Annotated in this window: 21 protein-coding genes; 9 read left to right on the top strand and 12 right to left on the bottom strand. The window is 30.6% G+C overall.

Annotated elements, in window-relative coordinates:
* Nucleotides 1-97 precede the first annotated feature (97 nt).
* The 4 genes from ACFX5U_RS12555 to ACFX5U_RS12540 all read right to left on the bottom strand — a co-directional run bounded on the left by ACFX5U_RS12555 (nucleotide 98) and on the right by ACFX5U_RS12540 (nucleotide 5,513).
* The gene (locus ACFX5U_RS12555; protein ID WP_400260907.1) at nucleotides 98-862 is read right to left on the bottom strand and encodes a DUF2971 domain-containing protein; all 765 of its coding nucleotides are present in this window, start codon (nucleotides 860-862) and stop codon (nucleotides 98-100) included.
* Nucleotides 862-1,794 carry a hypothetical protein gene (locus ACFX5U_RS12550; RefSeq protein ID WP_400260906.1) on the bottom strand — a complete coding sequence of 311 codons (933 nt, stop codon included), beginning with the start codon at nucleotides 1,792-1,794 and terminating at the stop codon, nucleotides 862-864. Before ACFX5U_RS12550 ends, ACFX5U_RS12555 begins: the two co-directional genes overlap by 1 nt.
* Before the next feature lie 461 nt (nucleotides 1,795-2,255).
* Entirely contained in the window at nucleotides 2,256-3,269 is a 1,014-nt protein-coding gene (locus ACFX5U_RS12545) for an AbiH family protein (RefSeq protein ID WP_400260905.1), read from the bottom strand.
* A 312-nt stretch (nucleotides 3,270-3,581) separates the two neighbouring features.
* Complete coding sequence (locus tag ACFX5U_RS12540; RefSeq protein WP_400260904.1) at nucleotides 3,582-5,513, bottom strand: hypothetical protein; 1,932 nt, start codon at nucleotides 5,511-5,513, stop codon at nucleotides 3,582-3,584.
* Between the two features lie 708 nt (nucleotides 5,514-6,221).
* Here ACFX5U_RS12540 and ACFX5U_RS12535 point away from each other — a divergent pair.
* Entirely contained in the window at nucleotides 6,222-7,379 is a 1,158-nt protein-coding gene (locus ACFX5U_RS12535; RefSeq protein WP_400260903.1) for a hypothetical protein, read from the top strand.
* A 130-nt stretch (nucleotides 7,380-7,509) separates the two neighbouring features.
* Here ACFX5U_RS12535 and ACFX5U_RS12530 read toward each other — a convergent pair whose 3' ends face one another.
* Together ACFX5U_RS12530 and ACFX5U_RS12525 are read right to left on the bottom strand one after the other, a co-directional pair.
* A complete protein-coding gene (locus tag ACFX5U_RS12530) occupies nucleotides 7,510-8,214 on the bottom strand; it encodes a GNAT family N-acetyltransferase (RefSeq protein ID WP_400260902.1) in 705 nt (234 codons plus the stop codon).
* Between the two features lie 168 nt (nucleotides 8,215-8,382).
* Entirely contained in the window at nucleotides 8,383-9,375 is a 993-nt protein-coding gene (locus ACFX5U_RS12525) for a bacteriophage abortive infection AbiH family protein (protein ID WP_400260901.1), read from the bottom strand.
* A gap of 652 nt (nucleotides 9,376-10,027) precedes the next feature.
* Here ACFX5U_RS12525 and ACFX5U_RS12520 point away from each other — a divergent pair.
* Nucleotides 10,028-10,804: a DUF2971 domain-containing protein gene (locus ACFX5U_RS12520; protein WP_400260900.1), complete on the top strand. Its 777-nt coding sequence runs from the start codon at nucleotides 10,028-10,030 to the stop codon at nucleotides 10,802-10,804.
* A gap of 284 nt (nucleotides 10,805-11,088) precedes the next feature.
* On the opposite strand, the gene ACFX5U_RS12515 is transcribed toward ACFX5U_RS12520, so the two are convergent.
* Nucleotides 11,089-12,363: an ATP-binding protein gene (locus tag ACFX5U_RS12515; protein ID WP_400260899.1), complete on the bottom strand. Its 1,275-nt coding sequence runs from the start codon at nucleotides 12,361-12,363 to the stop codon at nucleotides 11,089-11,091.
* Between the two features lie 316 nt (nucleotides 12,364-12,679).
* Between ACFX5U_RS12515 and dndC the strand changes: the two genes are divergently transcribed.
* The 7 genes from dndC to ACFX5U_RS12480 are packed head-to-tail and all read left to right on the top strand — an operon-like array spanning nucleotide 12,680 to nucleotide 18,802.
* Nucleotides 12,680-14,044 carry a DNA phosphorothioation system sulfurtransferase DndC gene (dndC, locus tag ACFX5U_RS12510; protein WP_400260898.1) on the top strand — a complete coding sequence of 455 codons (1,365 nt, stop codon included), beginning with the start codon at nucleotides 12,680-12,682 and terminating at the stop codon, nucleotides 14,042-14,044.
* A 7-nt stretch (nucleotides 14,045-14,051) separates the two neighbouring features.
* Complete coding sequence (locus tag ACFX5U_RS12505; RefSeq protein ID WP_400260897.1) at nucleotides 14,052-16,139, top strand: AAA family ATPase; 2,088 nt, start codon at nucleotides 14,052-14,054, stop codon at nucleotides 16,137-16,139.
* Nucleotides 16,123-16,320, top strand: coding sequence for a DndE family protein (locus tag ACFX5U_RS12500; protein WP_400260896.1), 198 nt, complete (start codon nucleotides 16,123-16,125; stop codon nucleotides 16,318-16,320). Before ACFX5U_RS12505 ends, ACFX5U_RS12500 begins: the two co-directional genes overlap by 17 nt.
* The gene (locus tag ACFX5U_RS12495; protein WP_400260895.1) at nucleotides 16,280-16,507 is read left to right on the top strand and encodes a DndE family protein; all 228 of its coding nucleotides are present in this window, start codon (nucleotides 16,280-16,282) and stop codon (nucleotides 16,505-16,507) included. Before ACFX5U_RS12500 ends, ACFX5U_RS12495 begins: the two co-directional genes overlap by 41 nt.
* Before the next feature lie 10 nt (nucleotides 16,508-16,517).
* A complete protein-coding gene (locus ACFX5U_RS12490) occupies nucleotides 16,518-17,297 on the top strand; it encodes an ATP-binding protein (RefSeq protein ID WP_400260894.1) in 780 nt (259 codons plus the stop codon).
* A gap of 46 nt (nucleotides 17,298-17,343) precedes the next feature.
* Complete coding sequence (locus ACFX5U_RS12485) at nucleotides 17,344-17,868, top strand: hypothetical protein (protein WP_400260893.1); 525 nt, start codon at nucleotides 17,344-17,346, stop codon at nucleotides 17,866-17,868.
* Nucleotides 17,861-18,802 (top strand): O-methyltransferase, encoded by a 942-nt coding sequence (locus ACFX5U_RS12480; protein WP_400260892.1) that lies wholly within the window; start codon nucleotides 17,861-17,863, stop codon nucleotides 18,800-18,802. The genes ACFX5U_RS12485 and ACFX5U_RS12480 overlap by 8 nt, the downstream gene beginning before the upstream one ends.
* A 445-nt stretch (nucleotides 18,803-19,247) precedes the next feature.
* On the opposite strand, the gene ACFX5U_RS12475 is transcribed toward ACFX5U_RS12480, so the two are convergent.
* The 5 genes from ACFX5U_RS12475 to ACFX5U_RS12455 form a co-directional block, all read right to left on the bottom strand.
* Nucleotides 19,248-20,027: a DUF2971 domain-containing protein gene (locus tag ACFX5U_RS12475; RefSeq protein ID WP_400260891.1), complete on the bottom strand. Its 780-nt coding sequence runs from the start codon at nucleotides 20,025-20,027 to the stop codon at nucleotides 19,248-19,250.
* Nucleotides 20,024-22,240: a hypothetical protein gene (locus tag ACFX5U_RS12470; protein WP_400260890.1), complete on the bottom strand. Its 2,217-nt coding sequence runs from the start codon at nucleotides 22,238-22,240 to the stop codon at nucleotides 20,024-20,026. The genes ACFX5U_RS12475 and ACFX5U_RS12470 overlap by 4 nt, the downstream gene beginning before the upstream one ends.
* Before the next feature lie 5 nt (nucleotides 22,241-22,245).
* Nucleotides 22,246-22,950 (bottom strand): HNH endonuclease, encoded by a 705-nt coding sequence (locus ACFX5U_RS12465; RefSeq protein WP_400260889.1) that lies wholly within the window; start codon nucleotides 22,948-22,950, stop codon nucleotides 22,246-22,248.
* 155 nt (nucleotides 22,951-23,105) lie between these two features.
* The gene (locus ACFX5U_RS12460; RefSeq protein ID WP_400260888.1) at nucleotides 23,106-24,800 is read right to left on the bottom strand and encodes an ATP-dependent nuclease; all 1,695 of its coding nucleotides are present in this window, start codon (nucleotides 24,798-24,800) and stop codon (nucleotides 23,106-23,108) included.
* Nucleotides 24,801-25,196: 396 nt separating this feature from the next.
* Nucleotides 25,197-25,493 (bottom strand): hypothetical protein, encoded by a 297-nt coding sequence (locus ACFX5U_RS12455; RefSeq protein WP_400260887.1) that lies wholly within the window; start codon nucleotides 25,491-25,493, stop codon nucleotides 25,197-25,199.
* Nucleotides 25,494-25,869 lie beyond the last annotated feature (376 nt).

Here is a 25,869-nt window from a genome sequence, read left to right as displayed (position 1 = left end):
ATTTATCCTAATAATTGCAAAATGGAGTTCTTATAGGATGAATTATTCTTGTAATTTTCTTTTTAAATGTAAGTTTATGATATACCATTGGATGTTTTTAAAAAGATTCCTCCGATACTATAAAACTAAATTTGTTTTGCTCCATTTCAATTTTTTTATAATGAATATCTAAACCTAGTTCATCAAAAATGTTCTTAACACCTACTTTAGTATTATTTGGAGTTCTTAGTCCGAATATTACTTCTGTAATTGATTCTGGATTATAGCTAAATAAACCTTTTATAGGTGCGATATATCTATATTCATTTTCATATTTCCAAACATCAAATTTAGTGGTTAAAAAAGTATTCTGATTCAGATTGCCACTAAGTGGGTCGCTATCTAAGTATTCTTTTGTGTAATTAATTTTATGTGGTCCATTCGGGGCTGATATTAATTTTCCATTTTTTAAATTAGTCTCATATAATTCATTTCCCGGTAGGAACGATAATTTTTTAGTATCAAATGACATACATACACCTGTGTGTTGCGATGAGTAATGTGACCACATCAAAATACTTTCTAAATTCTTATAATCTGAAAAACAGGTTATTCCATTATTGATAAATCTATGTTCGAACGTTTGGTTTATTAAGTTTTCAAGCTCATTTGGATGCTCTAACATGTAATCAATTTTTTTTGGATTTCCATGGAAGTGTTCTAAATAAAATAATTTTATTTTATCGCTATTATTCCAGAGTTTAAAACGAAAAATTCCTTCAAAAGGATCATTAAACTCTTTTAGATTATTGAAGTATAATTCGCTATTTTTAATGTTATTCCAGAAGTTATTATTGACTGTGCAAAATTTTATTATTTTCATTAGAGATCTAGCTTTAGTTGATGTTTTTGTATTTTTAGGATTTTAGCTTTTTTTGTCATTTTAGTTTGATGATCATTAAAGATTTCTAATACATCAAAAACTCTAGCATCTTTAATAACTTCTGTCCCTAAATCATCTAATATTTTTATTATTTCTAACCTACACTTTATACTTGTACCATTGGAAAAGCTATGTTCCTTATTTAATACTTCATTTTTAAATTCATTATCTAGTAAAGTGAAACTTATTGGTTTATTATTGTAAACTCCCTTCCATTTTATATTATTATTGTTTAATACTGGAGAAATGATTTGAATATAAGCATCTTCAATGCTTATCGGTTCAAAATCATTGTTTTCTAAAATTTGAAGTTCAAACATGTTTCTGTCTATCACTTTCTCTTCAGATGCCAATGAATAATCTTGATATAATTCAACTGCAGATATTTGGTATAATTTAGGTTCTTTAATAATTTGTTGATAAAATCTCGATTTAAAAAATTTTATTTTTTGAGTATCATTTATAAGTATAATTAAGTTCTCAACAATTTGATTTTCTTCCTTTTGAGGAATAGATTCGTTCTCTAATTGCTTTGTTAATAATTTGATGTTTAGTTTCTTTTCTTCCTTAGTAAGTTCAGTCAGTTCTTTATCTTCCGAAATATGACTGGATAACACATTTATCAGCACACCGGATATAATTGCGCCCAAATATATGACATACCTTTTGTTTTTTTTCTTCGAGAAGAATTTAAACACATCTTTTATGCCGCCTTGTTTTAAAGCTTCAATTTCAACTTTGATGTCTATTTCAATAAGATGTGAAATTTCAAAGATTAGTTTGTATAATTCTGCTTCAGATCTATTCTTTATAACAGCATCCATCGAATGGCTATTATCCTCTAAGAAGTAATGTAATTCTAAATTATTCAAATTATTATGCATAATACAAGTATTGTTTTTTTAATTTTAAAGCTATTAATTCTATAACTTTAAAATTGTTATTTGTACTTTTCATCCTTCCATGAGCTATAGATGGGATACCTCATTTATCTATTTATGTTCTTGCAAATCTGTAGTTCATTGTGATAGGGTTTTCAGTATACTTTTGAAATATAGTATGTCTGTTACGTCTTAAGTGATATGCTTATAGATTGTGTTTGATTGCTATTGAAATGTGAGTTAAATATGTTTATGAAAAATAAATATCTCCAACTTCGTGTTTATATTGTATTCTGGCTGAAAGTTCTTTTTCTATCTCTGTACTCTCACTTTGTAGGAAGATTAGATTTCCTGATCTACTTTTTTTCATTATATCATTATTGCCCCTAATTTCAATTAGATTTTTAATGATATTAAATTTAGAAGTTATACTGTGATAAATGATAATAATTCTACCTTTGGAATTTATTATCTCTAGTTTCCCCCACCATATCAAAAACTTCGTTTATATATAATGCATCGGATTTATCAAGTGAGTGGCCCCAGAAAAAGAATTGATAGAGGTCATCTTCACTATTAACTTCACGTACAAATTTTAAATCAATATTGAAATTTAACTTTTGAAAATATTTTGTGAAAGGAATAAAGTTTGGAGCATCTTTATCAACGTTTCCCCAGTCATTTATTCCCAAAACAATATTATTGCTTTTTAAATCTCCATGAAGAAATGTGGTTGGTATTTTGGAAGAAACTAACTTCGAAAAACTTGGTGTATAATTAAAGGTAAAGTGATGATCGATTCTTTGTAATAGCACTTTTTTATTATCAAACCCTATTAAATCATATAGAGGAAGTACTATTGTCTGCAAGTATTCACTAAAAATATCACGGAAAATATTCAATTCTTTTAGAACGATATCAAATAATTTATTGCTTTCAAAATCTACATAATAGTCGTCAATTAATTTAAAGTATGTAGGGTTTATCCATGTAAAGGTTGAAGTTGGATTAGATAGATGGATAATTTTAAAATCAAGAAGTGTTAAATAACTGACATAATCTATGATTTGCAAATTTTTTTGATACCTTAAATTAGTATCTTTATTAATCCTACCACTTTTTAAAAAAGTGTTTAGTCTAATTTCCTCCAAGTTTAAATGTAAAACTGTTAGCGCTTTTTCTATATGTTTTTCAAAATCTATCCAAGTCTCAATTGAATATTCCCGTGATAAATACTTATACCAGGTGTTTCCTTTAATTTTATTTTGAAATTCTTCAAAATCTGGAAAATTGGTAGAAGGTAAATTGCTTGACTCTTTTAGAATTTTGATATCATCCTTTATCATGGACCATTGAAACTCTGTTAAGCTTATGAGTTTATTACATATCCTAATAAACTCTGAATACCCTGTAGGAAGACCAAAACTTAGGTCAAACCCATTACCTGTTATAAGAATTCTTGGCATTTTAATTTGTTAATTTTTTTTCTTTTCAGTTTTTAAAACAGCTAAACTAAGATAGGTTAAGTTTTTGTTAAAAACAATAAATCATAAAGTGGTTTGTCGGAAAAGTATTGGTAACTAATTGCTTGCAATAAAATTTGAACTGGGAAGACTGTATATGTTCTTTATTTCCTCTAAATGTTTGAGACCTTGCGGTTAATTGCCTGCTGATTAAAAGAACATTTCTTCTATCGTTTTCTTAAATCTTATGTAAAGTCGTGTAAATATAGATTTAAAATTGCATAAGATTATTCTAAATGTAGTAATAATACTTTGTTAGATTGTGTCTTTTGCCTCCTCAATCAATATCAGATCATCTTCTATCTTAAGGAGACAGAGGATTACAATTCTTAAGTATGCTAAATAATCCATATTACTTGATTCGTCATTCGGTATGTTTGCACCGTGGAGGTATTTATTTCTTAAGTCCGGTCCATTTGTAAATTCCTTTTTGTTTAGGTAGTAATTTAAATAAGTGACCTCACTCTTTGTAAACAAAGTACTTTCAGTATAACACAATCCTTCATGAACCAGGATATCCAACTCTTTTCGAAATTGAGGAGGGAAGTGCCAATAGTTTATCACCCCATTTTCATGAAGTTTATAGTATACAAATAATTTAATTTCATTTTTGATTCTAAGGAAGTTATGATTATCGATATATAAATGTCCTTCCTCAATCAACTTATTTATTTGTGGTTTCATATATTCTTCGAAACTCTCAAATGGAATATTATTTTCATTTGCTAGTAGCAAATAGAAATTGTCATATTTATCTTCATATGGCTCGATATAATGGAGCATACTTTGATCGGAGAAGAACAAGTGGAACAAATTTCCTATTTCGGTATCTAAATTTGGATAGATATATTTGGTTGGTACATTGCTGTTCAAGCCAGAAAAACTAATAGGTTTGGATGATATACTCAAAAGCTCAAAATCTATTTCACCATCATTAACATATAATTGATATTGGCTGAGTAATGATTCAAGAGAAGGAGCGATGATCCTAATTTTTTCTTCGTCCTTCAGGTTTTCAGAAGGTAAGTTAAAGTACAGTTTTTTTAATTCATGATCTACAGCTGACAACTTAGATAGATGTTTGTCAATGATCTTTGAAAAACTGCGTTGTTCTTTTTCGAGTAGTGTTTGTAATAAGAATATTTGATAAAGTGAAAGCATATCTTTACGACGGAAAGCCATACTGATGTGATATTCATTTTGTGATCGCATGAATATAGATTCTAGTGTGCTTGATTCACTTTCTTTACTGATTAAGGTGAATAGTCCTTGTTCATCTGTAAAATGGAATAAATCATGAAATAACATGGCAAGATCTTCAGCATCAAGTAGTGATTTTAAAAAACTATAATTGTATGAGATCTTTAATATATTATCTTCATACCGATATAGTACCTCTTTTTCTTGCTCTTCGACTGTGCTAATATCAATGCCATAAACTTGAGTTGTTGCCAAGTTACTGTTAAAGAACAATTCCGATAATTTATTATGTGTTCTTTTGGCCTTTAATCTGGTTTTATTGGATAGTTTGAGTTCAGGAGAATCCTTGGCAAATTCAATTAACGAAACAAAGTTGAGGTTTGGTTTCTCAAGATCTAAATAGTCACAAATTATTTTTTCCTTATCTCCATGTGTCAAAGATTTTGGAAAATTAAGCTTTTGATTTTTATCTTCTGATTGTTCTGTCTCTAGAAGTAATTCAGCACAGTCCGGATGAGTTAATAAGAAGTCCCGAATGGTAGTTGAAAAAGCAGTAACAATTCGAGGCTGTTTTAAAATGTTTTTTATTTCTTTAGGTTTGGATTCTAAAACCTTTAATAATGCATCATTAGAAATGGCCTTATATACTTTTAATTGGTCAATAATTTCCCAGAAGTGATTTCGGTAATGAAAGTCTAATTGTTCGAATAAATTAAATAGTGATTCTGAATTTACAGTGGTCAAGAATGCTTTTTTAACATTGTTCCAGTCATTTTCAGCTTTATCCTTTATTTCTTTTCTCTTTTTTTCATCCCATGTATTCAAATACATTTCGTGGTCAAGGTATAATTTGGCATTATAAAGCTCTATGTGGTCATTAATATCTAAACTTTCTTTTTTATCTATTTCAGTAAAACGGTTCTCTAGCTCCTTTAGATAATGTCCAGACGCAAAATCACGAGTTGAAAAAAATTGTATTCTTCGCATAAAACTGTTTTTTAATAAATATAATTTAATAAGGCTTATAGTTATTAGCAATTTACGTCAAACGAAATTAATAAAGAAATGTCTTTAATCAATTTTTAAATTCACTTTCACCTACCTTACTGTTTCCCGTAATCTAAGTGTAGAACGATTACTTATTATTGAGAGAAAATGAAGTTTACACAACTATTTTGTTGAGTTTCTAATTCTTTGTATTTACATCACTATTCTCTGTATTTATTTTCAACTTGCTTCACTTTAATTCTTTGTATTTACGATCATAATGCTGTAAAAGGTAATCTAATGAATGTAATCCATTTCAGAGTGTCATTATTTGCCTAATTAAGGAATTACGAATCTGGCACATCTAAACTCATAGTTTTTGGAACATCTCCTTTTATGAATAGATAAATCCTTTTTCCACTTCCCTTACGGTTTCCCATATACTAAGCATAATATGATTACTTATCATTGCGTGATATTGCTACTGGTGTTTTTGAGCTCTAGTTCTACTTGATAAGTGATGCGATTTCTGAGTTGATGAAACGGAGCTAGCCTACATAGTAAATGTCTTTAAATACATAGCAATAGGTTGACTGTTATTATATAATCAATAAAATAATTATTATATTCAAAATTTATTTGTGGTCTTTCTTATATTTTCAAAATATTGAGATGGAGTGGCCACGTTAGCCATACTATTGAAAATTTATGACTTTTTTAGAAATTATTAAAAATGAGATTACAAATGTGCCTATAAAATACGAAGGTTCATTTATAAAGTTAGTCAAACAGAAAATAGACATTTTTGGGAAAGTTGTCAATGCCCTTAACCAGGAAGATATAGAAGACATAGAAAATTTTAATCTTCAAGAGTTTAAAAAGCAAAATAAAATCCTCAGAAATGGAATTATAAAAACCATATGGGCATATTATGATGGAAAACCTAGTGAAGCTTTAATGCTCTTAGAGGATACCCTAAAAGATTGTAAAATTGACCAGTATCTGAACATGAATAATAATCTCAGTCAGAACTCCAATTTGTATAGAATCAGAACAAGACAAGGGAGTTTTCCATTTTTAAAGAAAGAAATGTTTCATATCCCTTTTGAAAAACGGAATATAGTTAGTACCCAAAGATTCAGTTTACCAGGATTACCATCTTTATACCTTGCAAATTCAATCTATGTTGCATGGGAGGAATTAAAACGTCCTGATTACAATCAAATACAGGCTACTAGGTTAAAAAATCAAAGAGACTTATGTTTAATGGACTTAACGACTGATATTTATAGAGATAATTCTTGTCGTAATGTGGACCATCTAAGGATTAATGTCAATGAATTGATGAATAAAGTGATGATTTGGCCGTTAATAGCAGCATGTTCAATAAAAGTGCAACATTTTTCAGATCCATTTAAACCAGAGTATATTATACCACAACTTTTGATGCAATGGATAAAAAAGGATACAAATGTCGATGGTATAAAATATTCTTCTACAAATATTAATCCTTTATTTAAACATAATGCTCACCTGTACAATGTTGTAGTTCCTGTAAAATCTACTCAACAAGACTCGGGTTTATGCCAATATTTAATAGATCTCTTTTATTCAACACAGACATTACCATTTCAATTAAAACAATTTGTAACACAATCTGATCATTTTAATAGTCAAGGTTCATGTCATGCTACTGTGAATAATGAAGTAAATCAGATAGAGTTGATTAAAGATTCGCCAGAATATTATTTTAAAACTATTTTTGGAATGATGGAACATATGCTACAAGGTCTTAATGAAGATTCAGTTGCAGAAGTGAAAGAAATTTTCCCTAACGCTAAAAGGGTTAGGCAAAGATCTTTTTAGTAAGTGGTGTTTGCTTCAATTTTAAATTAAGATATGGCCAAAATAAAAGTAAATAACGGGATTTATTCAATTATATAGTTAATAATAAAATGGAACTCATAATTTTATATGACTTTGGGAGCTATGGGAATTATAAAGATTCAACAATCAGGAAGTTAGGGTGATACTTAGTGGAGTCAAAGTGTTTTATTTTTAAGGTGCTAGAAGTTGTACCAACTAAAGTGAATCTCATGACCCAGTCGTAGTGACATGTTGTGACTATAGGCAGAACGAGTTTTCCAGAAGAGCCATTTTCAAAATTTAAATCATAAGTGGTAAATGGTGATTCACCGGCAGATATATAATGATTATCCCATATTTCTATACAGGAATCGCTAGTTGCATCGCCGATTAATGGTTGGGATTCGACGATTACTTTGTAAAGTGAAGTCGGGGTGACAGATGGAAAGTTATTGCCTTTAAATCTTCGAAAGCCTACCTTTGTCCAGAACGCTTCTGATTCATCTGATATAAATTTCAACTCAATTACATAGATTCCACAATTAACAAATAATGAAGCTAGTTTCTCAAAAAATTGTCTACCCAGGCTTCGATTTCTGAATAAAGGATTAATTTCAAAGAGATCGATATATGCAATCCTATCTTGCAGTCGCCATGTCGCAAAACCTATTGTTTTGTTCTCAAATGTCAAACAGGACATTTTTTTCAGGTTGAATGAATGCTCAATATTATCAATCTCATTATGGAAACTATTGCTTCCAGGCCTGTGTTCTTTTAGAAGCCAGTCTTTGACTTCATCGAAGTGTCTCTGATGGGTTTTATGGTGAAATTTCATGATCAATTACCTGATGTTGTTTTCTAAAGAAATAATTGTCTTTTGTTTTTAAAAGTTTGAAAAGGTGAAGAATTACAGCGAGTTAAAGTGTCTTGCATCACTTTTGTGACGCAAGACACTTTTGCTCATTTAGACATCACAGATCCTCATTAGGTATGATAAATAATACTAAATAGCCTGATCTAAGTCTGAAGCAGTATCATCATTACCAAATAGCTTTAACTGGGGATCTTCCAAGATTAATTCACTAGTAATCAGTAGTTGATACGATTTAGGTCTTACGTTGATAATCTTCATTAGCTTCTCTGCCTTTTGACAATCACCATTAGAGAAATAAGATAATGTCCATTTTGCATTTTGACTACTTGATTCGGCTACTTTTTCAAAGTAAGGGACGTCGATCTCATTATACGAGTGTCCTAAAATAATAACTTCATCAACCTCAGTGAGTTTTGTGAAAAAATCTGATTTGTCTTTTATAATTTCACTAGTATTTTTAGCCATGTTACTATAGAATGTCTCAACAGCTTCTTCTGAAAATTTTTCATGTCCTGCTTCACTTGAATTAATATTTCCATCTTCATCATAGGATAAAAAAGCGTTCTTATCTCCATACAATGCTTCTCTGACATTGAAGTCTGTTAGATCTTTTCCATGTCCAAATATCAACTCTTCTCCAACTTTGTTATGAATATGAAGGACATTGGAGAATGGAATTCGGTATACCTCTTTTAGTAACTCTGTATAGTTAAACGTCAGGTAATATGCTTCCTTATCTAGGTTATATTTTTTACCTACTTCAGAAGTCTGTAAGGATTCAATCCATTCTTCAAACCCTGAACGAATACCGTCTAATAATTCTTTGCTCGCACGCTCCATATTTAGCTGTGCATCATACCAATCTCGATCTCTAAAATTATCTGATGAAAAATTAGGTGTATTTTCAGAAATAATTGTAGAGAATGATTCATAGTCGATATCTTCCTCTAAGCTCCTTTCAAAATCAGACCATAGTTCTGAATTTTGACCTGTGAAGTAATATTTTCCCATTATTTCTAGGACATCAGGTCTATTTGCTTCGAGATACTTATAGAAGTCTGAATACCTACATGGTAAGCCATGGCTAATATCAAAGCCGTTTCCTATTATATATAATTTCATTTGTTATTCTGATTTAGGTATTTTAGAGCACATTGTTTTGTTAAATACTCTATTCCTCATTTTTACTTTATTTTTGAAATGGCGAGATATATTTTGCGTGATCTCATCAAAATCGTCACTCATATCCGATTTTATACGGTAGAAAACTTTTATTCCAGCACAGTAGTCATTTTCAAAAATCATATTTTATAATTAGACGATGGTCCTTATTCCCCCAGAAATTTGCAATAACAATTAAAAGCAAAATTATTACAGTTGAGGTTGTAACTATATCCGATGATATTCTGCTTAAGACAGGTTTTGCAATTAAAATTTCAATTATCTCATATATAGCATAGCGAAATATGATTAATATGCTTACAGGAATTAAGTAGGTTACTATTTTCACATATTGATTACTTACTACTTTGCTATTTTTATCTTTCATTTATGATTGGTATACGGAGTTATAATTAATATCCACTTTTAGGTATTATAATGGTTGTAAATAAGAAAATACTTCACCGGGTAAAAGGTTAAACTATATTTCTCTAAAAATACAAAAATATCTTTAGCCAATGGAATCTTTATCTTTACTTTGTTGAAACGATATCAATTAAAAAATGGGCCATTGACCATCTTTAAGATAGGAAACCTCAATAAATGAAAAAATATGTTAACTGATGCGGATATAAAAAATCTTGGTGAAATTGGATTAGAAAAGGTTATTTCACTTAGTTGTCTTTATAAATATATTGGAATAGATGATGGAGTTAAATATGTTTTAGGAGAAAATACTTTTAAGTTTACAGATCCTGTCGAGTTCAATGATCCATTTGATTGTAATGAGAAGATGATTTATCTTGTTGTGTCAGCAGAAGATGAAAAGAAATATATTCTTGAGATAGGTAGAGAGAAAGGTCTGTCTAGAAAAAAAACTCGTGAACACTTCAAGAATATAGGAAATAGATCTTTGCAGCACAAAGTGCTAAAAGAAAAGAAGAAAGATTTTAAAGTCAGTTGTTTTTCTGAAATTTCGGATGATGTACTAATGTGGTCACATTATGCTGATAAACACCGCGGCATATGTATCGGTTTTGGATTAGATATAATGTGCAAAGAGTATGTGCTGTATCCTGTAAATTATATTGACAAAATGCAGAAAATAGATGGCAGGGTGATTACGGGTAATGCCTTTTATTATTGGGTTACATTTAAAGCAGAAAGATGGTCTTATGAACGAGAGGTACGGGCTGTATCTAAAACTGGAAAATCCATTATAAACTTTCCTCAAGCAGCTGTCAAAGAAGTTATTTTTGGCTGTAATGTTAAGCCTACGGTAATTTCTTCTGTAGTAAAAAGTCTAAAAAAATTGCGGTACAAAAATATTGAAGTTTCACAGATGGTTATTGATTATAAAACAATGTTATTAAAGAAAAAACCGTTGTGATTTTAAAAGGAGTGCCGTAGGTTAGGTTGCATAAGAGTCTATTTGAGCCTAACATTTTCAAGAATATCCTGTAGAAAGTAGATTTGTAGTATTTATATTTCAAAAATTAAAGAAAGATTGACTTCCTAGCAATTCTTTTGAAGACGTACAGTGTCAATGTATTTATTGTCTGGTTTTGATATTTATTGTGCACAATTTCATTCTGGTAAAATTTTTGGAAAATGCAGTGGCAGAACTCAAAAAAAGTTGAAATAAATATTTTTTGTAAACAATGATTTGAAATTCTACCTCTCCAATATCTTTCTGATCGTGTCGCGCTCTTTATCAGATAGTGCAATTGCATTTTCAAACAAGGGCAGTATATCCTGCTTGCGGTCAGTTTGCAGAAGAAGATCCAGCAGTCCGAGATAAGTACGTATAAGATCAGCTTTGATACCTACAAATGCACGAGGATCTGCAATATACAGTTCCTGTATTAGGGACAGTAAGATCTTTTTCCGTTTTATATCTAATTCAGTAGAGCTGTAGCGTGGTAGAAGATCTTTCTTTTCCAGCTCTTCCAGTTTTACTGTTACTGCCTGTTCGCGGATATACTTTTTCTGTTTGCGCACAAGAAAATCGCGTAACTCTGCCAATAATTTACGATAAACCTGTTGTTGTTCCTTTTCACTAAAGAGGTTGTCGTCCGCAGATACAGCGATATCATCTTGCTTAAAATTGTCAAAGAAATCTGATTCTATATAGACTGAGTGATGGAAATCAATTGCATTATTGTTAAAACTACTCAGCAATTTTGCTACTTCCGTTTTGTTGTTGTTTAAAAAATAGTAATAGTAGCGGTCACCGATCGGTTGTTTCCAACGGATATAATTGACCAGGAAACTGTAAGAGTTTTCTTGGTTACTATAAAGGGTAAATATTTTGCTATCCGTTTCCTGGATCAAATTATCATAATTAAGCACAGTTCCATTTATACGGATGCGGTAACCCCAATCTCGATTGAGGTGTAAGTACCATCCAAATTCCAGCGCTAGGAAATCTGTAAATTCTTCAGATTCTAGAGCTGCAGCTGTCAGATTAAAGATACCTGCCAACTTAACCGATGTCCCAGTTCCTTTAGCCTTAGCAAATGATTTAATATCCCTGATATCGTAATGCTCTTTAGTATCACGGTCTATGCGTATACTATAAGAGACCAGGTTATCGTCCATCATTACAGTCGTATCCCAAATCGCACGGGTTGCAAACAAAGAAAAAGAAAAGCGGCCTTTTCCCTTTTTTCCACGCGTATAAGAACTACGTTTTAAACTGTTTTTCTTCAAAGAATCTAAGAAATTACCGAAAGAATAGTCCAGAGTTTCTTGTGCTATTCCTTCACCATTATCGCGAATGCTGATACTTTCGATAAATCCGAGCGCATTACTTGTTATATCGACAGATACTTCAGCTGCTTTGGCATCAAATCCATTCCAGATATATTCTGCGATGACATGCTTGGCATCTTTCGGCAAACCTGCCGATTCTATACTTGCATTGGTGATCTTTGTATTATTTCTCATAATGGGTTCATCTATCTAAAAGTACGATAATAAAAGAGTAAATCAAAAAAGTTAGCTAATATTGTTAGTATATGTTGTAGCTTTGTAATAGAGGTTCTATTTGATAGATGTGTAAGATTAAAGGCTTAAATTAGACTATATCGATTTATTTTTTAATCAGATTCTAAAATTCTGATTAAAAAATGTAAAAATAGTGTTTTAAATATCTTAAAGGTACTTTAGTCAAAGCATTAACATATTAATAGCACTTGTATTGCTATTAACCATAATAATTCATTAATTTTGGTCGTAATTGTATGACTATAACTATATCAAAATGCAGGTAATAAAAAGTAAAAAAATAGAAGGTATTATTGACGAGATTATAGATCAATACAGCTATGCCGATACTTCCGAAAGACCTTGGATTATAGGCTTTAGTGGGGGGAAAGACTCGACCGTTTTATTGACTTTGGTTTGGATTGCTCTTTTAAGAATTAGAGAAAATATGCCACATCCATTTCAATTGCGTAGAAAAGTCTATGTAGTTTGTAATGATACTATGGTAGAAAATCCGATAATTGCTTCATATGTTGAAGATGTGTTAAAGCAGATCGAGACAGAAGCAAGAAATCAAGACTTACCTATTTTTGTAAAGAAAACAACCCCGAAATTAGAAGAAACATTCTGGATAAATGTGATTGGAAAAGGATATCCTGTTCCAAATAATTCGTTTAGATGGTGTACAGATAAATTGAAAATTCGCCCCACCTCTAATTTTTTACTGGAACAGCTAGATGAGATGGGAGAGGCCATTGTTCTTCTTGGAACGAGATATGATGAAAGTGCCACAAGAGAACGTTCTATCAGGAAACATGAAGTAGCGGGTAGAAGATTGTCTAAACATCAGACCTCACCGAATACTTATACATATGCTCCGATTAAGGAAATGATGTTAGAGGAAGTATGGTATGTAATTAATGCAGTTCCGTCTCCATGGGGCTTTGATAATAATATTTTGTTTCAAATATATTCTGATGCCAGTTCTGACGATTACGAGTGTCCTACTATTGTAACAGATAAAAAGCATACCTCTTGCGGTCAGAGCCGATTTGGTTGTTGGACATGTACTGTAGTTAAGAATGATAAGTCTATGACCTCCCTTGTAAATAAAGGTAGAGAATGGATGGAACCTCTTTTGAACTTTAGAAATTGGTTAGTTGAAGGTAGAAACCTTCCCGAGAATAGAAAAGATCAAAGACGTAATGGTCAGAAGGCTATTAATGATGAGGGTGAGAATAATGGCACTTATACCGAAGTATACAGGTATAAAATCTTAAAACAGTTGCTTTTGATTCAAAAAGAGATACAAAAGGAACGACCTCATATTACGCTGATTAATAATCAGGAATTAATTGCTATTCAGGTTATATGGAATAGAGACATGTATTTTGACCACACAGTCGGCGAATTGTACAGAGAAATTTATAATAAAGATATCAGTACGAATAACATTAAATCTTTAGATAATACAGAAAAGCGTATTATGCGTGAAGTTTGTGAGGAAGATATGGAGTATTTTAATCTCATCGATAATTTAATATCACTGCAGGAAACTAAAACACTATTGATTTCTAAATATGGTTTACATAACGATATTGAAAATAGAATTGAGAAATTTGCAAATGATAAAGTGAAGTAGGGCAAATATGAAAATTAGAAGAATTAAATTCAATAATTTCAGAATTTATAAAGGAGAAAACGAAATTGTGTTTGAACCTGTTTCTGGAAAGAATATAAGTATCATTGCTGGTAAAAATGGGTTTGGGAAAACCACTTTCCTAACCTCTCTTATCTGGGTTTTCTATGGTAAGATGATGGTAGAGGTTGAAGATAAATACAAAAGAGATATTAAAAATGCTGGGGGTTATGAGAAATTCCTTATTACATTATTAAATCGCGATGTAAAATCAACATTCTTAATAGATCCATTCTTACCTACACAGTTTTCTATAGAAATAGAGATAGACAATCTATCTATTCCTTCAATGCCTTGTAACTCTGTAACGATAAAAAGATCATTTGATTTAGCTACAGAAACAGAAAATTTAACTGTGTTAATCGATAATCTTGAAAATGAATTAACTAAAGAGGTCGGATACGAGGTTTTTATTAATGATTTTATATTACCGAGAGAGATTGCTAAATTCTTTTTCTTTGACGCTGAGAAAATAGTGACATTAGCAGAAGCTAAGTCCAAGGCGGAATTGAAAAATTTAAGTCGAGCATATGCAGAAGTTTTAGGGATTAAAAAATATGAAGATTTAAAAAGAAATCTTGAAACGTTAATGGTGAAACTTCGTCGTAATGGAGCAAAACCGGACGAAGAAAAGAAATTAGAAGATTTACTCTTAAAAGAAGAAGAACTCAAATCTTTAGTAGAGCATAATCTTGATAAAAAGCAAAATGTTGATGAAGAAGTTGGAACATTAAATAAGCAATCCGATGCATTACAAGAAAAACTTATCAGAGAAGGAAATGGTATTACGGTCGATGAATTGAAAGAGCTGAAAGAAGAGCATGAACAACTGAAAGAAGTCGGAGATGAAATTAGAGCTAGGCTAAAAAAAATGATGGATTTGGTACCATTAGTGATTGCAGGGAAAAAGTTGCTTTTGCTAGATGGTCAATTGGAATTGGAAAAGAAATCTAATGTTGAATTTAACTTTAATAACGAACAATTGAAAAGCTTGAAAAGAGCGGCAATTGAAAAGTTGAAAGTACTTGACATCCCCGAATCTACAAATCAAGATATTATTAAAATATTTCATGAGGTTTTGATTGAAAAATCTAAAGATGATATCGTAAATCAACAAAATATTTTATTAGATTATAATCCTGAGCAATATAGGGAATTTAAAGCTGTAGTAGATAACATTAAAAACGGGTTTAAGCGACAATTTTCTAGTATAGTTCAAGAGGATAAAAACAATCGTTTAGGTGTATCGAGAGTTTTTTATAAAATCAAACAAGCAGAAGCAAGAAAAGATAACCCTTTAGCTCAAAAAATAAGAGAAGATAAAATAAAAATAGACCACCGGATTTTCCTATTAGCAATTGATAAAGGCAAACTAGATGAAGAACTCAAAAATCTGGAGATTCAATTATCAACAAACCATAAAATATTATCTGAATACGAGAAGAAGTTTAAGTTAGTAGATGCCGATCGGGCTAAGAGTTTAGTTACTCAACAACTTATAGATAAAATAAGTTTAATTATTCAGCGAATTAAGGAAGATAAAAAATATTCCTTACAAAAATCCATTTTGCTTGGGCTTAAGAAAATTATGCATAAAAGTGATTTTGTACAGGATGTGAAGGTGAATGTACATGATGATGTCATGGATATAGATCTATTAGATAAAGATAAAAATGTAATAGATAAGGAATCTTTATCAAAAGGTGAACAGCAACTTTATGCAACTGCTTTATTAAAAGCACTGGTAGATGAGTCTGGTATACAATTTCCCGTATTTATAGACAGCCCTTTACAGAAATTTGATAAATTCCATTCGCAAAACATAATTAGAGAGTTTTATCCTTCTATTTCTGAACAAGTAGTATTGTTTCCCTTGTTAGAAAAAGAATTGTCAGAAATTGAATACGACAGTCTTAAAGAAAATTTAAATAAGGTTTATGTGATTGATAGTATAGAGGGAAATTCGACATTCAGAGCTGTTGCGATAGATGAATTATTTAATGAAATAAAAAACGAGGATTATGTTTACACAAGTTAAAACGAGTAAAGAGAACAAAGATATTGTAGTACAACTTAGCCGTAAGCTTAATTTAGGAGCAGAAAATGTAATAGCAAGGATAGCGTTCACATATTCTCTATCTCTGGATCGTAAACTTGATTTAAATCACTTATCTGATTTTGGCGGGAAGGAATATTCACGTTCAGTTTCTGTTTGGTGATTATTATGATACCTATATAGGGATGCTTTGTGTGCATTATAGAATATATAAAACTGATAAAGATCTTGCTAAATATGTGAAGTTACATATTGATGATGGTTTAGAACTTTTAAATAAGGAAATAGAGAAAGCACCTAATATTGATGGATTTGATTTTTTAAGTGAGAAAATCCTTTTAAGCATTTAATAACCAACCTATGAACTCAACAAATGTAATTCAAGGAAATCCCACAAAATTATTTTTTATTGAAATGATAACTCGAGACATTTCAATAAAAGACTCAATTCTTGATTTGTTAGATAATTCTATTGATGGAGCAAATAAAATTAATCCGATAAGCTATGACGGACTTTTTATTGATATTACGATAAATAATAATGTTTTCATAGTTAATGATAATTGTGGTGGTTTTGATTTAGAAACTGCTCAGAAGTATGCATTTCGATTTGGACGACCTGATACTGCACCTCCAACAGAAGGTTCAATAGGTAGATTTGGTGTTGGCATGAAGCGTGCCCTATTCAAGATTGGTCAAAACTTTGAAGTAGAGTCGAGAACGGCACATGATCATTTCCAGATTGATGTTGATGTTAAGAAATGGAAAGATCAAAAAATTAAAATTAAAAATGAAAAAGATGATCTTGTAGAAGTTGAAGATTGGAACTTCTCTTATACAATGATTACTGACGAAAGTTTAAATTTAAACGAAAATGGCACCTATATAAAGGTTTTTAATTTAAACAAGGAAGTCGCATCTATTTTTGAAGATAATTCATTTTTAAATGAGTTGAAGGATGATATTGAACGCCTACTGAATTTTAGTTTAGAAAAAGGAATAAAAATTACGTTAAATGGTAGGGTTTTAAGAAAGAAAGGAATCGTATTATTTAGTTCTGAATCTAAACCTTATATTGTTGAAAAATTCATAGACGGAGTTCGAATTAGAATTGCTGCTGGATTAAGTTTCTGTTGGTGAACCAAAAACCTCTGGATGGTATATTTATTGTAATGATAGATTGGTTTTGGAGGCTGATCAATCTGATATTACTTTGTGGGGTACATCAGGATTGCCGAAATGGCATCCAGATTTTGTTATGTTTAAGGGGATAATATTTTTTGATTCTGAAGACACCTTAAAACTACCCCTTACAACAACAAAGAAGGGAGTAGATTCTACATCAGATATTTTTACAAAATCTAAATTCTATATGCGAGAAGCTATGACTTCAGTTCTTGCGTTTTTAAAAGAAATTCGACAGTTGGGTAATGAAGCTAATGATTATAGGAATTTACTTGGAGAACAGGAAGATATAGTTTCTGTAATGGATTTGAAATCTATATCTATTACGCAGGAAAGAAGTTTTATTGCACCAACATTAGATTTTGAAAAGATCTCTATTAAAAAAAATAATACTCGTATATCTTTTGAGGCACCAGAAAAGACCGTAACATATTTGAAGGGATACACAGAAACAAAAACAAATAAGGAATTGGGAATGTTTTTGTTTGAATATTATTTAACTATGGAAGGTATTATAAATGAATAGTGCTAAGACCCTTAATTATGAAACTAGGCCTGTAAAATTTACTGAGAGAAAAATGATACTTGCTAGTATTTCTAAGTTGGTAAGTCAGTTTGGAGGAGACTACCAATATATAGGTTTTGGAGGGCTGACATTCACGGATTTTAAATTATTTCATAACGAGCTACATCTTCGAGAAATGTATAGCATTGAAGGGGGAGATGTATCCATAGAAAAACTTAATTTCAATAAACCATTTGGATTTATTAATGTAATACCACATTTATCAACAGTGGCTTTAACAAATGGGAGTATCGATCTAACTAAGAAGTCATTGGTGTGGATGGATTATGATGATTGTTTAGAAAATTTTTTCTTTGATGATATAACGGCTTTGTTTAGCAAATTACCTGTAGGTAGTATTTATATAGTAACTTGTAATAGACAATTAGATAATAAAAAATCTGGTGTTCCTTATTCAGTAGATGATTTTATAGAGAATTTTGGTTCAAATACCCCTTTTGATATACAATCAAAAGAACTTAATAGAAAAAATAGTTATAAAGGAATTAGGAGAGCGTTGAAGTTACATTTGGAAAATATATTAAAACAACGTTCCAACTCTGAAGGAATAGTTTATGATTTTAATCAACTTTATAATATTTTATATAATGAAAACCGAGGTGCCGAGATGTATACTTATGGAGGAGTTATAACAACAAATACAAGTACTATTCAGGAAATTAATTTATCCGAATTTGACTTTATAAGGAGAGATGATGATACATACAACTTGGTTTTACCAAATTTTACTCGAAAGGAGATAGATCTTGTTAATGTACATATACATGGTGAGGAAAAAGAACTTGTTGACAGGAAAATTATTGATCAATCTGAATTAGATATCTATAAGTCAATATATAAGTATATGCCTTATTTTCTTGATGTTAGAGTATAGAGACTTTTTGTTAGAACTATTAAAATAAACTTCCTTGCGCTATAACATTTATGCATCAAATTTCTAATGAGTGTAATTTTGGGGTATGTAAAAAGAAAATAGGGACTTACTGATACAAAAGTTTATTTTACGCTCCCAAAAGGAAAAGTTATCAAAAGAGCTTTTAGGCTGTGGTAAACTTACCAAATAACCTCAGTTCTTCTAGAAATTCTAAAATATGACAACCTTTTATACCTAGGGCAACACGTTCTGCCATGCAATTACGACTATAATTATCCATTATAGTTAATCAACAGATTTTCTTACAGTGGAATTTTCCGACTACCACAAAGTCCAGGTTCACGTTAGATATTCAAAACTAACTGACTGAATTTACTTTTTCTCATTATCCTAAATAGTAGCATTATATTCAACATAGATACCGTGTTGATTATAATGCTACTATTTAAATTTTATAGTCAATTATGTTTAACTTGTAACTTTCTACATCAATTAATGCTTGTCTAAATTTTGGTTTTAAATTATTATCTTCGCATGCAGTAATTATTTCTATTTTATCTTCTACCTTCATTTTAGACCCAAAGATTAGCTGAGTTAATGATTCTGGTTTGAATTTAACTGTACCGGGAATATTTTTGACAATTCTGTACTCGTCTTCATATTGCCAATTAATAGCTTTAGAGTAGAGTATTCTATTAACTATCTCCTCGTCTGTGTGCAGCCATGCCCAAATATCATCGTAATGTGTTTGGTATCTTACTTTTTTAGCTTGTGAATATTCTATATCATCAGAAAAATCAAATCCGAAACAAACTCCGCTATGATTATACGTGTAGTGAGACCACATCAAAATATTGTCACACTTACTACTTAGCGATAATACCCCTTTTTTATTATGCATTGATTGGATTCTGCTTGCTATATTATTTCTTTCTTTTTGGTTATTAATGTATTCATCCGTGAATTTACCATCAACTAAAAGTTTTATATCTTCCATTTTAGCACCTTCGAATTTATTTTCTTTACGGAGTTTCATGGTATATTGCGTTCGTATTTGCGCAGCCTTTATTTCATTTAATTTACCATCGAATCGTAAATGGACCTTTCCGTCAAATGGATCATTAAATGAGTTTATACTAGAAAAATACAACTCTTGGTCGTTTAAAATTTCTAAAGTTCGACTTTTTGATTCTTTGGTAAAATCTCGATATTTATATAGTATCATATTTGATTTTTAAAATGATTAACGACTTGTTCTAATGCAATACCTCCATAAAGCTTAATTATTACATTCTTTGCTTTTAAAGTGATGTTTTCAGGAGATGTAAAATTTTCTTTTAGTGTGTCTATTTCACCTTGTGTAATATAAAAGTCTAAATTTTCACCATTCTGAGCAACTTGATACATCTTAAATAATTTTTGAGGATTATAGTTGGTTAGTTTTTCTTCAATTGCCTGTCCATAAGACTTTTGAAGTTTATTAATGGTAGTCAAATTTGCGCCAGCACTAGTTCTGTTTGTAACTCCCTTTTGGATAATACTTATTAAATTAGCACCTTTTAGTGCGTTTGTTAGACCAGGTTTCATACTTTCACCTTTTAATAGTATATCAGACCATTGATTAAAGTCGGTAACTTCAAAATCCCTGTAATCAAAAAATTTTAAGGAAAGAGAATAATCATTGTTAAAGAACTTAACATTACCTAATGAGTTTATAAAAGTTATTATTTTATTTAGATTAATTGTATTTAACTTTTCAGCTTGATCAATAATAAATAGAAATAACATTTCCTGACCTACAACAGTCCTAAGTAAATTATTTTTTTGATCTTCTTCAAGCTTACCAGCCCATTCAGATAAGACTGTTTTTCTATGTAATGATTTTTCTTCATTCTGATCAATGAAAGTATGAATCTGTTTCTCAACTTTATCTGTACGTCTTCTTATATTGCTTTCAACTTTTAATGATTCGTGAGTGTTTAAAATAAAGTTGAATATAAGTTTTCTTTCTTCACCAGTATATGATAAAATAGATTCTTTAATAGACTGAGTAAACCATATGTTATTAAAAACTTGAGTTAAAATATTAACAAATATAGATGTTTTTCCCTTTAATAATTCTGTGATTTTTATAGCACTAGCTTCAAATGAGGAGTCTTTTGTACAATCTTGATTATAGATATTTAGTAATAAATTAATGAAGTCACTACGGTCTTTATCTTCTTCATGAGTCGAAATAGTGCCTGTGAAAAATTCACCTTCAGCTTGCTGAATTTCTTCAACATTTTTTGATTTTATTTGGATTAACTTTTTAAAAATATCAATCTCTGAATCTAATAAACCTGAGTTTGCAAGACGTTCTAAGAAGCTTTTTTTCTCCTTTAAGGAAAACTCCTCCACTGATTCTGCTGAGTCAATATCTTCTAAGATTACACCGTTTAATTCTAGACAGACACTTCTTATATCTCTAGTTTTATCTACATTTTTGTATTTCAATAAAATATTTCCTAAAATATTTTTATGAATTGTCATAATGTTTGATATTTCCCAAGGAAATAGGGACTTATGATTTGATAAGAATCCACGACTCTCTTCATCATCCTTTCCAGACTCTTCTATCAAATATCTATTTATAAAACTATTGTCCGAAAGTAGAAAATCATCACATTGTAGCATTTTTTGATATACATCTTCATTATTATTTCCAGGATCATTTGAACCTAGTGATTTAGAAGTTATACGTCTGTGAATATTTCTATCATCAATAAATATTAATTTTTCTTCTGAAACTAAACGTGGGGTGTTATTAACATCAATGAACAGAGTTCTTGTAGCTTGAATCAAATCTATTGCAATGTCATTTTTAAAAATTACAAATGAAACAGGAATACTTACATTCTTATAAGTAATTTCACTTCTACCTTTATAAAATTCTCGTATTGCACTAACACGATGTTGTCCATCAATAACTAGTGCAGATATTTGTTGCTTATCCCATTTAAGATTAACAGGAAGATCATATATGTAATTTTCGCCTGGATATGTTTTAGTAATTTCAATTCCGGCTATTGAATCGAAGCCTGATTGAGATTGATTAAACTGCTGGCTTGGTTCTCCGTTTGTTTTCGGCAATAAGACAACTGTAATGGCAGGGAAAAATTTTATTGTTCGGTTTTCAGCCTCTAAATATTCAGTTTTTATTTCTTTAACTCTATTAGCCGAAATATTTCGTTGAATAATTTTATTCATTCCCCATCTAGAGTCTCCTTTTAAGTCGTCTACAAGTAGAATATCTCTATTTATTAATAATTTTGAAATTGGGATATTTGATGTTAATACATTAGTCCCAAATTCAGAATCTAATTTTTGGTTAGAATGAATAGAATAATAATTACTTGAGTAATCACTATCAGGTATATTATTTATTTTTATTTCCATAATTTCTACTTATTTGTAATTTTAAATTTCCACCCTCTATGCAACATTCTGTGGCAATTTGCGCAGACGAGCATTAAATCATCCAAAGATGTTTTAGTATTTTCAACCAAAGTGTGCAATGGATTTTTGTGGTGACATTCCATAAATCCTGCACCAGCATTACCATATGCTTTTTCATAGTTAAAGGAGCAGAGTTCACATTCTAGCTTGCTATATTTTTTTAATGCTAATTCCTTTTTCTTTTTAACTAGCGTGGGGTTCCTTTCACGTGATAGGTGATACCGATATAGTAATGTACCTTCCATTCTTGAAAAATTTGGGTCTATTTCAACATCATTGGTGGACAGAATAGATTTAGCAATTTCAGGATTCTTGACACTTTCTTTTATTGCATTAGCAAGATTATGCAGTAAAGGTTTCTGGTCTTTGAACTCATCGAATATGACTTTATCCAACTTACTTGATGAAGACATACCTTTACCGGCATAAGTGTCGTCTAATGCTAAGAAATTACTCAATTTCAAACCTACACCATTAGGGTTGCGGAATCTTTCAGCATCTGGCTTTTCTTCAAATAATGGAAGGCTATTTATAGTCTCCGATAATTCAATTATTAGTGGATTACGCGCGTGTATTTGTCCTGGTTTTAATTGAAAATATAAATCCAGAGCAAGTATCAATTCGTCTCTATGCCATTTAGGGTTTCTCATTTTTTAATTCTTTTAAATTCCCAAGGAGTAATAGCTGCGGGTTCTCTCCAGAGTCCTATTTTATTTATCATTTGTCAAATAATCAGCTTGAGGGAAATCTTCCGAATTATCGATTAAGTCGGAAGGCCATTTTGGCCAGATCTTAATGTTTTTTATTATTCTGGATTATCTAATATAATCTGTTGAACAAAATCTCTGGCGATTTTAAGCTCAGGGTCATTTTTTAGATCCTTTACTAGCACATCGTTAATCCATTTAGGTCCGTGGTTTCCAACACTTTTTACAAAACTTTCCAATTCTCCAACATCTGGAATCAATAACCCTTTTTTAATAAATTTAGATTGAATTCTTTCATATGCTTGTGTTGCTTGACCACTAGGAATAAATGCTTTTCCTACTTCTTTGGCTTCAGTCCAAGGTGAACTTTTTTTGAGTATTTTTTGAATTTCTGTTACTTTGTTTTTAGGAAATATTCTATCAGATACAGATTTTAAAATCTCTTCAATTTCTAATTTTACATCTGAGGATAGAAATTCTGGACGTTTGCTTTCAATTTCAGTTTTTACACGCTTCCAGTCTGATTCAACTTCATCCCAATTTCCATTTAAGTCTTCAAAGATTGTTTTTAAAGGTTCAATATTATTTAATACATCAAAATCTGCAATTACCACAATAGGAACTCTTAATTTGTTCAGGGCTTTAATTGCAACGGGGATTCTGTGTTTACCATTAACATTTATAAATAAAATGTCGGGAATATTTGAGTCGATATCTTCATAAAGAGAATCTAACACTGCTGAATAAAAACGCGAGTCTGAATCACTTTCACAAATCACGACTTTGGAATGAAATAATCCACTCAAAATATTAGAATGACGTAATAATGAATCATTCCAGATGAGATCTATTTCAGCTTTATCTAAAATAGAAATATTGTTGACATTAGAATTTCTATTAACTCTCACTATTTTAAGATTTTTAGGGTTTTCTTCCAAAAGGCCTTTCAAAAAATCTTCACTATGTGTTGCTAGAAATAATTGTTTTTCTGAAGGTAGATTTTTCGCTATCATTTTACCTAATAGCTTAGCTTGTGGAGGATGTAAAAAAGCTTCTGGCTCATCAATAAATAACAATGTATAATTAGATATGAAAGAATTAAGCAAAACTCCCACAAAACTTCTCATGCCATCACCTTGTTGATGTAATAGATCAAGCTTTTCAATTTCAATTATGTAATTTTCAGATACTCTATCCTCACCTTCATTGGGAATTGGTTTTTGACCTACATAAAGAGGTACTTCACTGCCGGCATTTCGATGAACCAGCAGATCCATATTAAATGCTTGTTTAAAATATGAGCTAAATTTTGCTTCAAGATTATCGTTTTTTTGTAAAAAGTGAATTGGGTGCTGAATGGCTTGGTTGGTTAATCTAATGCTTTGGGCAGGATTGGCTGCAGTTAATCTCTGTTCAGTACTTAGTATATTTGAAAATATAGGTGATAGTTCTTTTATACCATCTAAATAATTTGTTATAAAACGATCAAAATTAGAAACGCTAATATTGTAACCATAACCTTGGTAGGAGGGATACCCACTATTATTATTTATAATGGAGTTTTTTTCAATTGATTCTTTAAATTCGTTTAGCTCACCTTCTCTACCAATAAGAATATTGGTAATTATTTTTGTTTTATTATTTTTATTTACAAACTTATTAGAAATTTCTTTTAAAGAAGCACTTTTACCTGTATTGTTTGCGCCAACAAAAACAATGATATCATTTTTATCACATATTATTTTCGTTGAATCGTTAAACTCAATCTCTTTAATATAAAATCTTGGATTCATAATATTATAATTTATATTTTATTAATTCTTTCTAAGAATTACTTACGCCCTTTTGATTTCGCAAGCTCAAATTGTTTAATTGCTGCGTTAAATAGAAACATAGAACCTATCAATAGATTTATAGTTACTAAAAGGATGATGCTTACTTTATTCATAACTGTTAACTCTTTTTAGTTTTTATACTAATCAGTAATAATTGGCTTGTGTTTGAGATAGCTAGCAGTTTTAGTTACAATTTATTCCTCTAGTTTTTAGAGGTCTATCTTCAAGAATATCATATATATATGAAAATAGAGTTCTCGGCTGCGCTCGTAACTCAAAGTGACAGTATTAATTTCAGTTTACTCACGTATAATAGTTATAAGGCTGGGAAATATATTTGCAGCTAGCTGCAAATCAATCTTTTTCAATTCTCCTTATTTCTTTTTGGTATTCTTCAAACTTTGAAAAAAACTCTAACAGAGATATATTTGCATACCGGCAAATTTTGGAAAAAGTTGAAATTGGCACATCGTATCCTTGACTCTTTATTAATTTTTCAATTGTAGTTCTGCCAATTGAGGTAATTTCTTCATACTGCCGTATAGTCGGTTTAATCCCGTTAACTTTAATTGGCGCAATAAATTCGACATAAATAAAACTCAATAAGTCATTTTCTAAATCTTCCTGTTGTTCGTCTTTAGCTCTTGCCATTATTTTATGATAAAAAATCTTGTCCGCTATAGCGGACAATTGAATATTATTAACTATATTTGTATTAGTTATTAAAAAAGCGACACGTAGGGCAGAACTTTAGTTCTGCCAAAAACGATGTTACTCTCGTCTGAAAACCGCTAATTGAACACGAGAGGACTGCGGTTCGCCATTTTCTACTGGAAATGCTATCTTTACGATATATTACCAGTAGGGTGAGCCGTCTATAAGTCTTCTTGAGTTCAAGATTCAAGTCTCGTGTAGACTTGATGACAGGTTTCTTAGCGGTTTCCTGGGCAAGGAGCAGGATGGTTCATCTTATTGGTTTTTCAACCAATTTGACCTTTCCCAATCTTCCAGAGTGTACATCGTTGTC

The sequence above is a fragment of the Sphingobacterium sp. SG20118 genome, from assembly GCF_044740685.1.
Lineage (GTDB): Bacteria > Bacteroidota > Bacteroidia > Sphingobacteriales > Sphingobacteriaceae > Sphingobacterium.
Note: the sequence above shows the minus strand (reverse complement) of the source record. Positions and strands in the feature narration are given on the sequence as shown.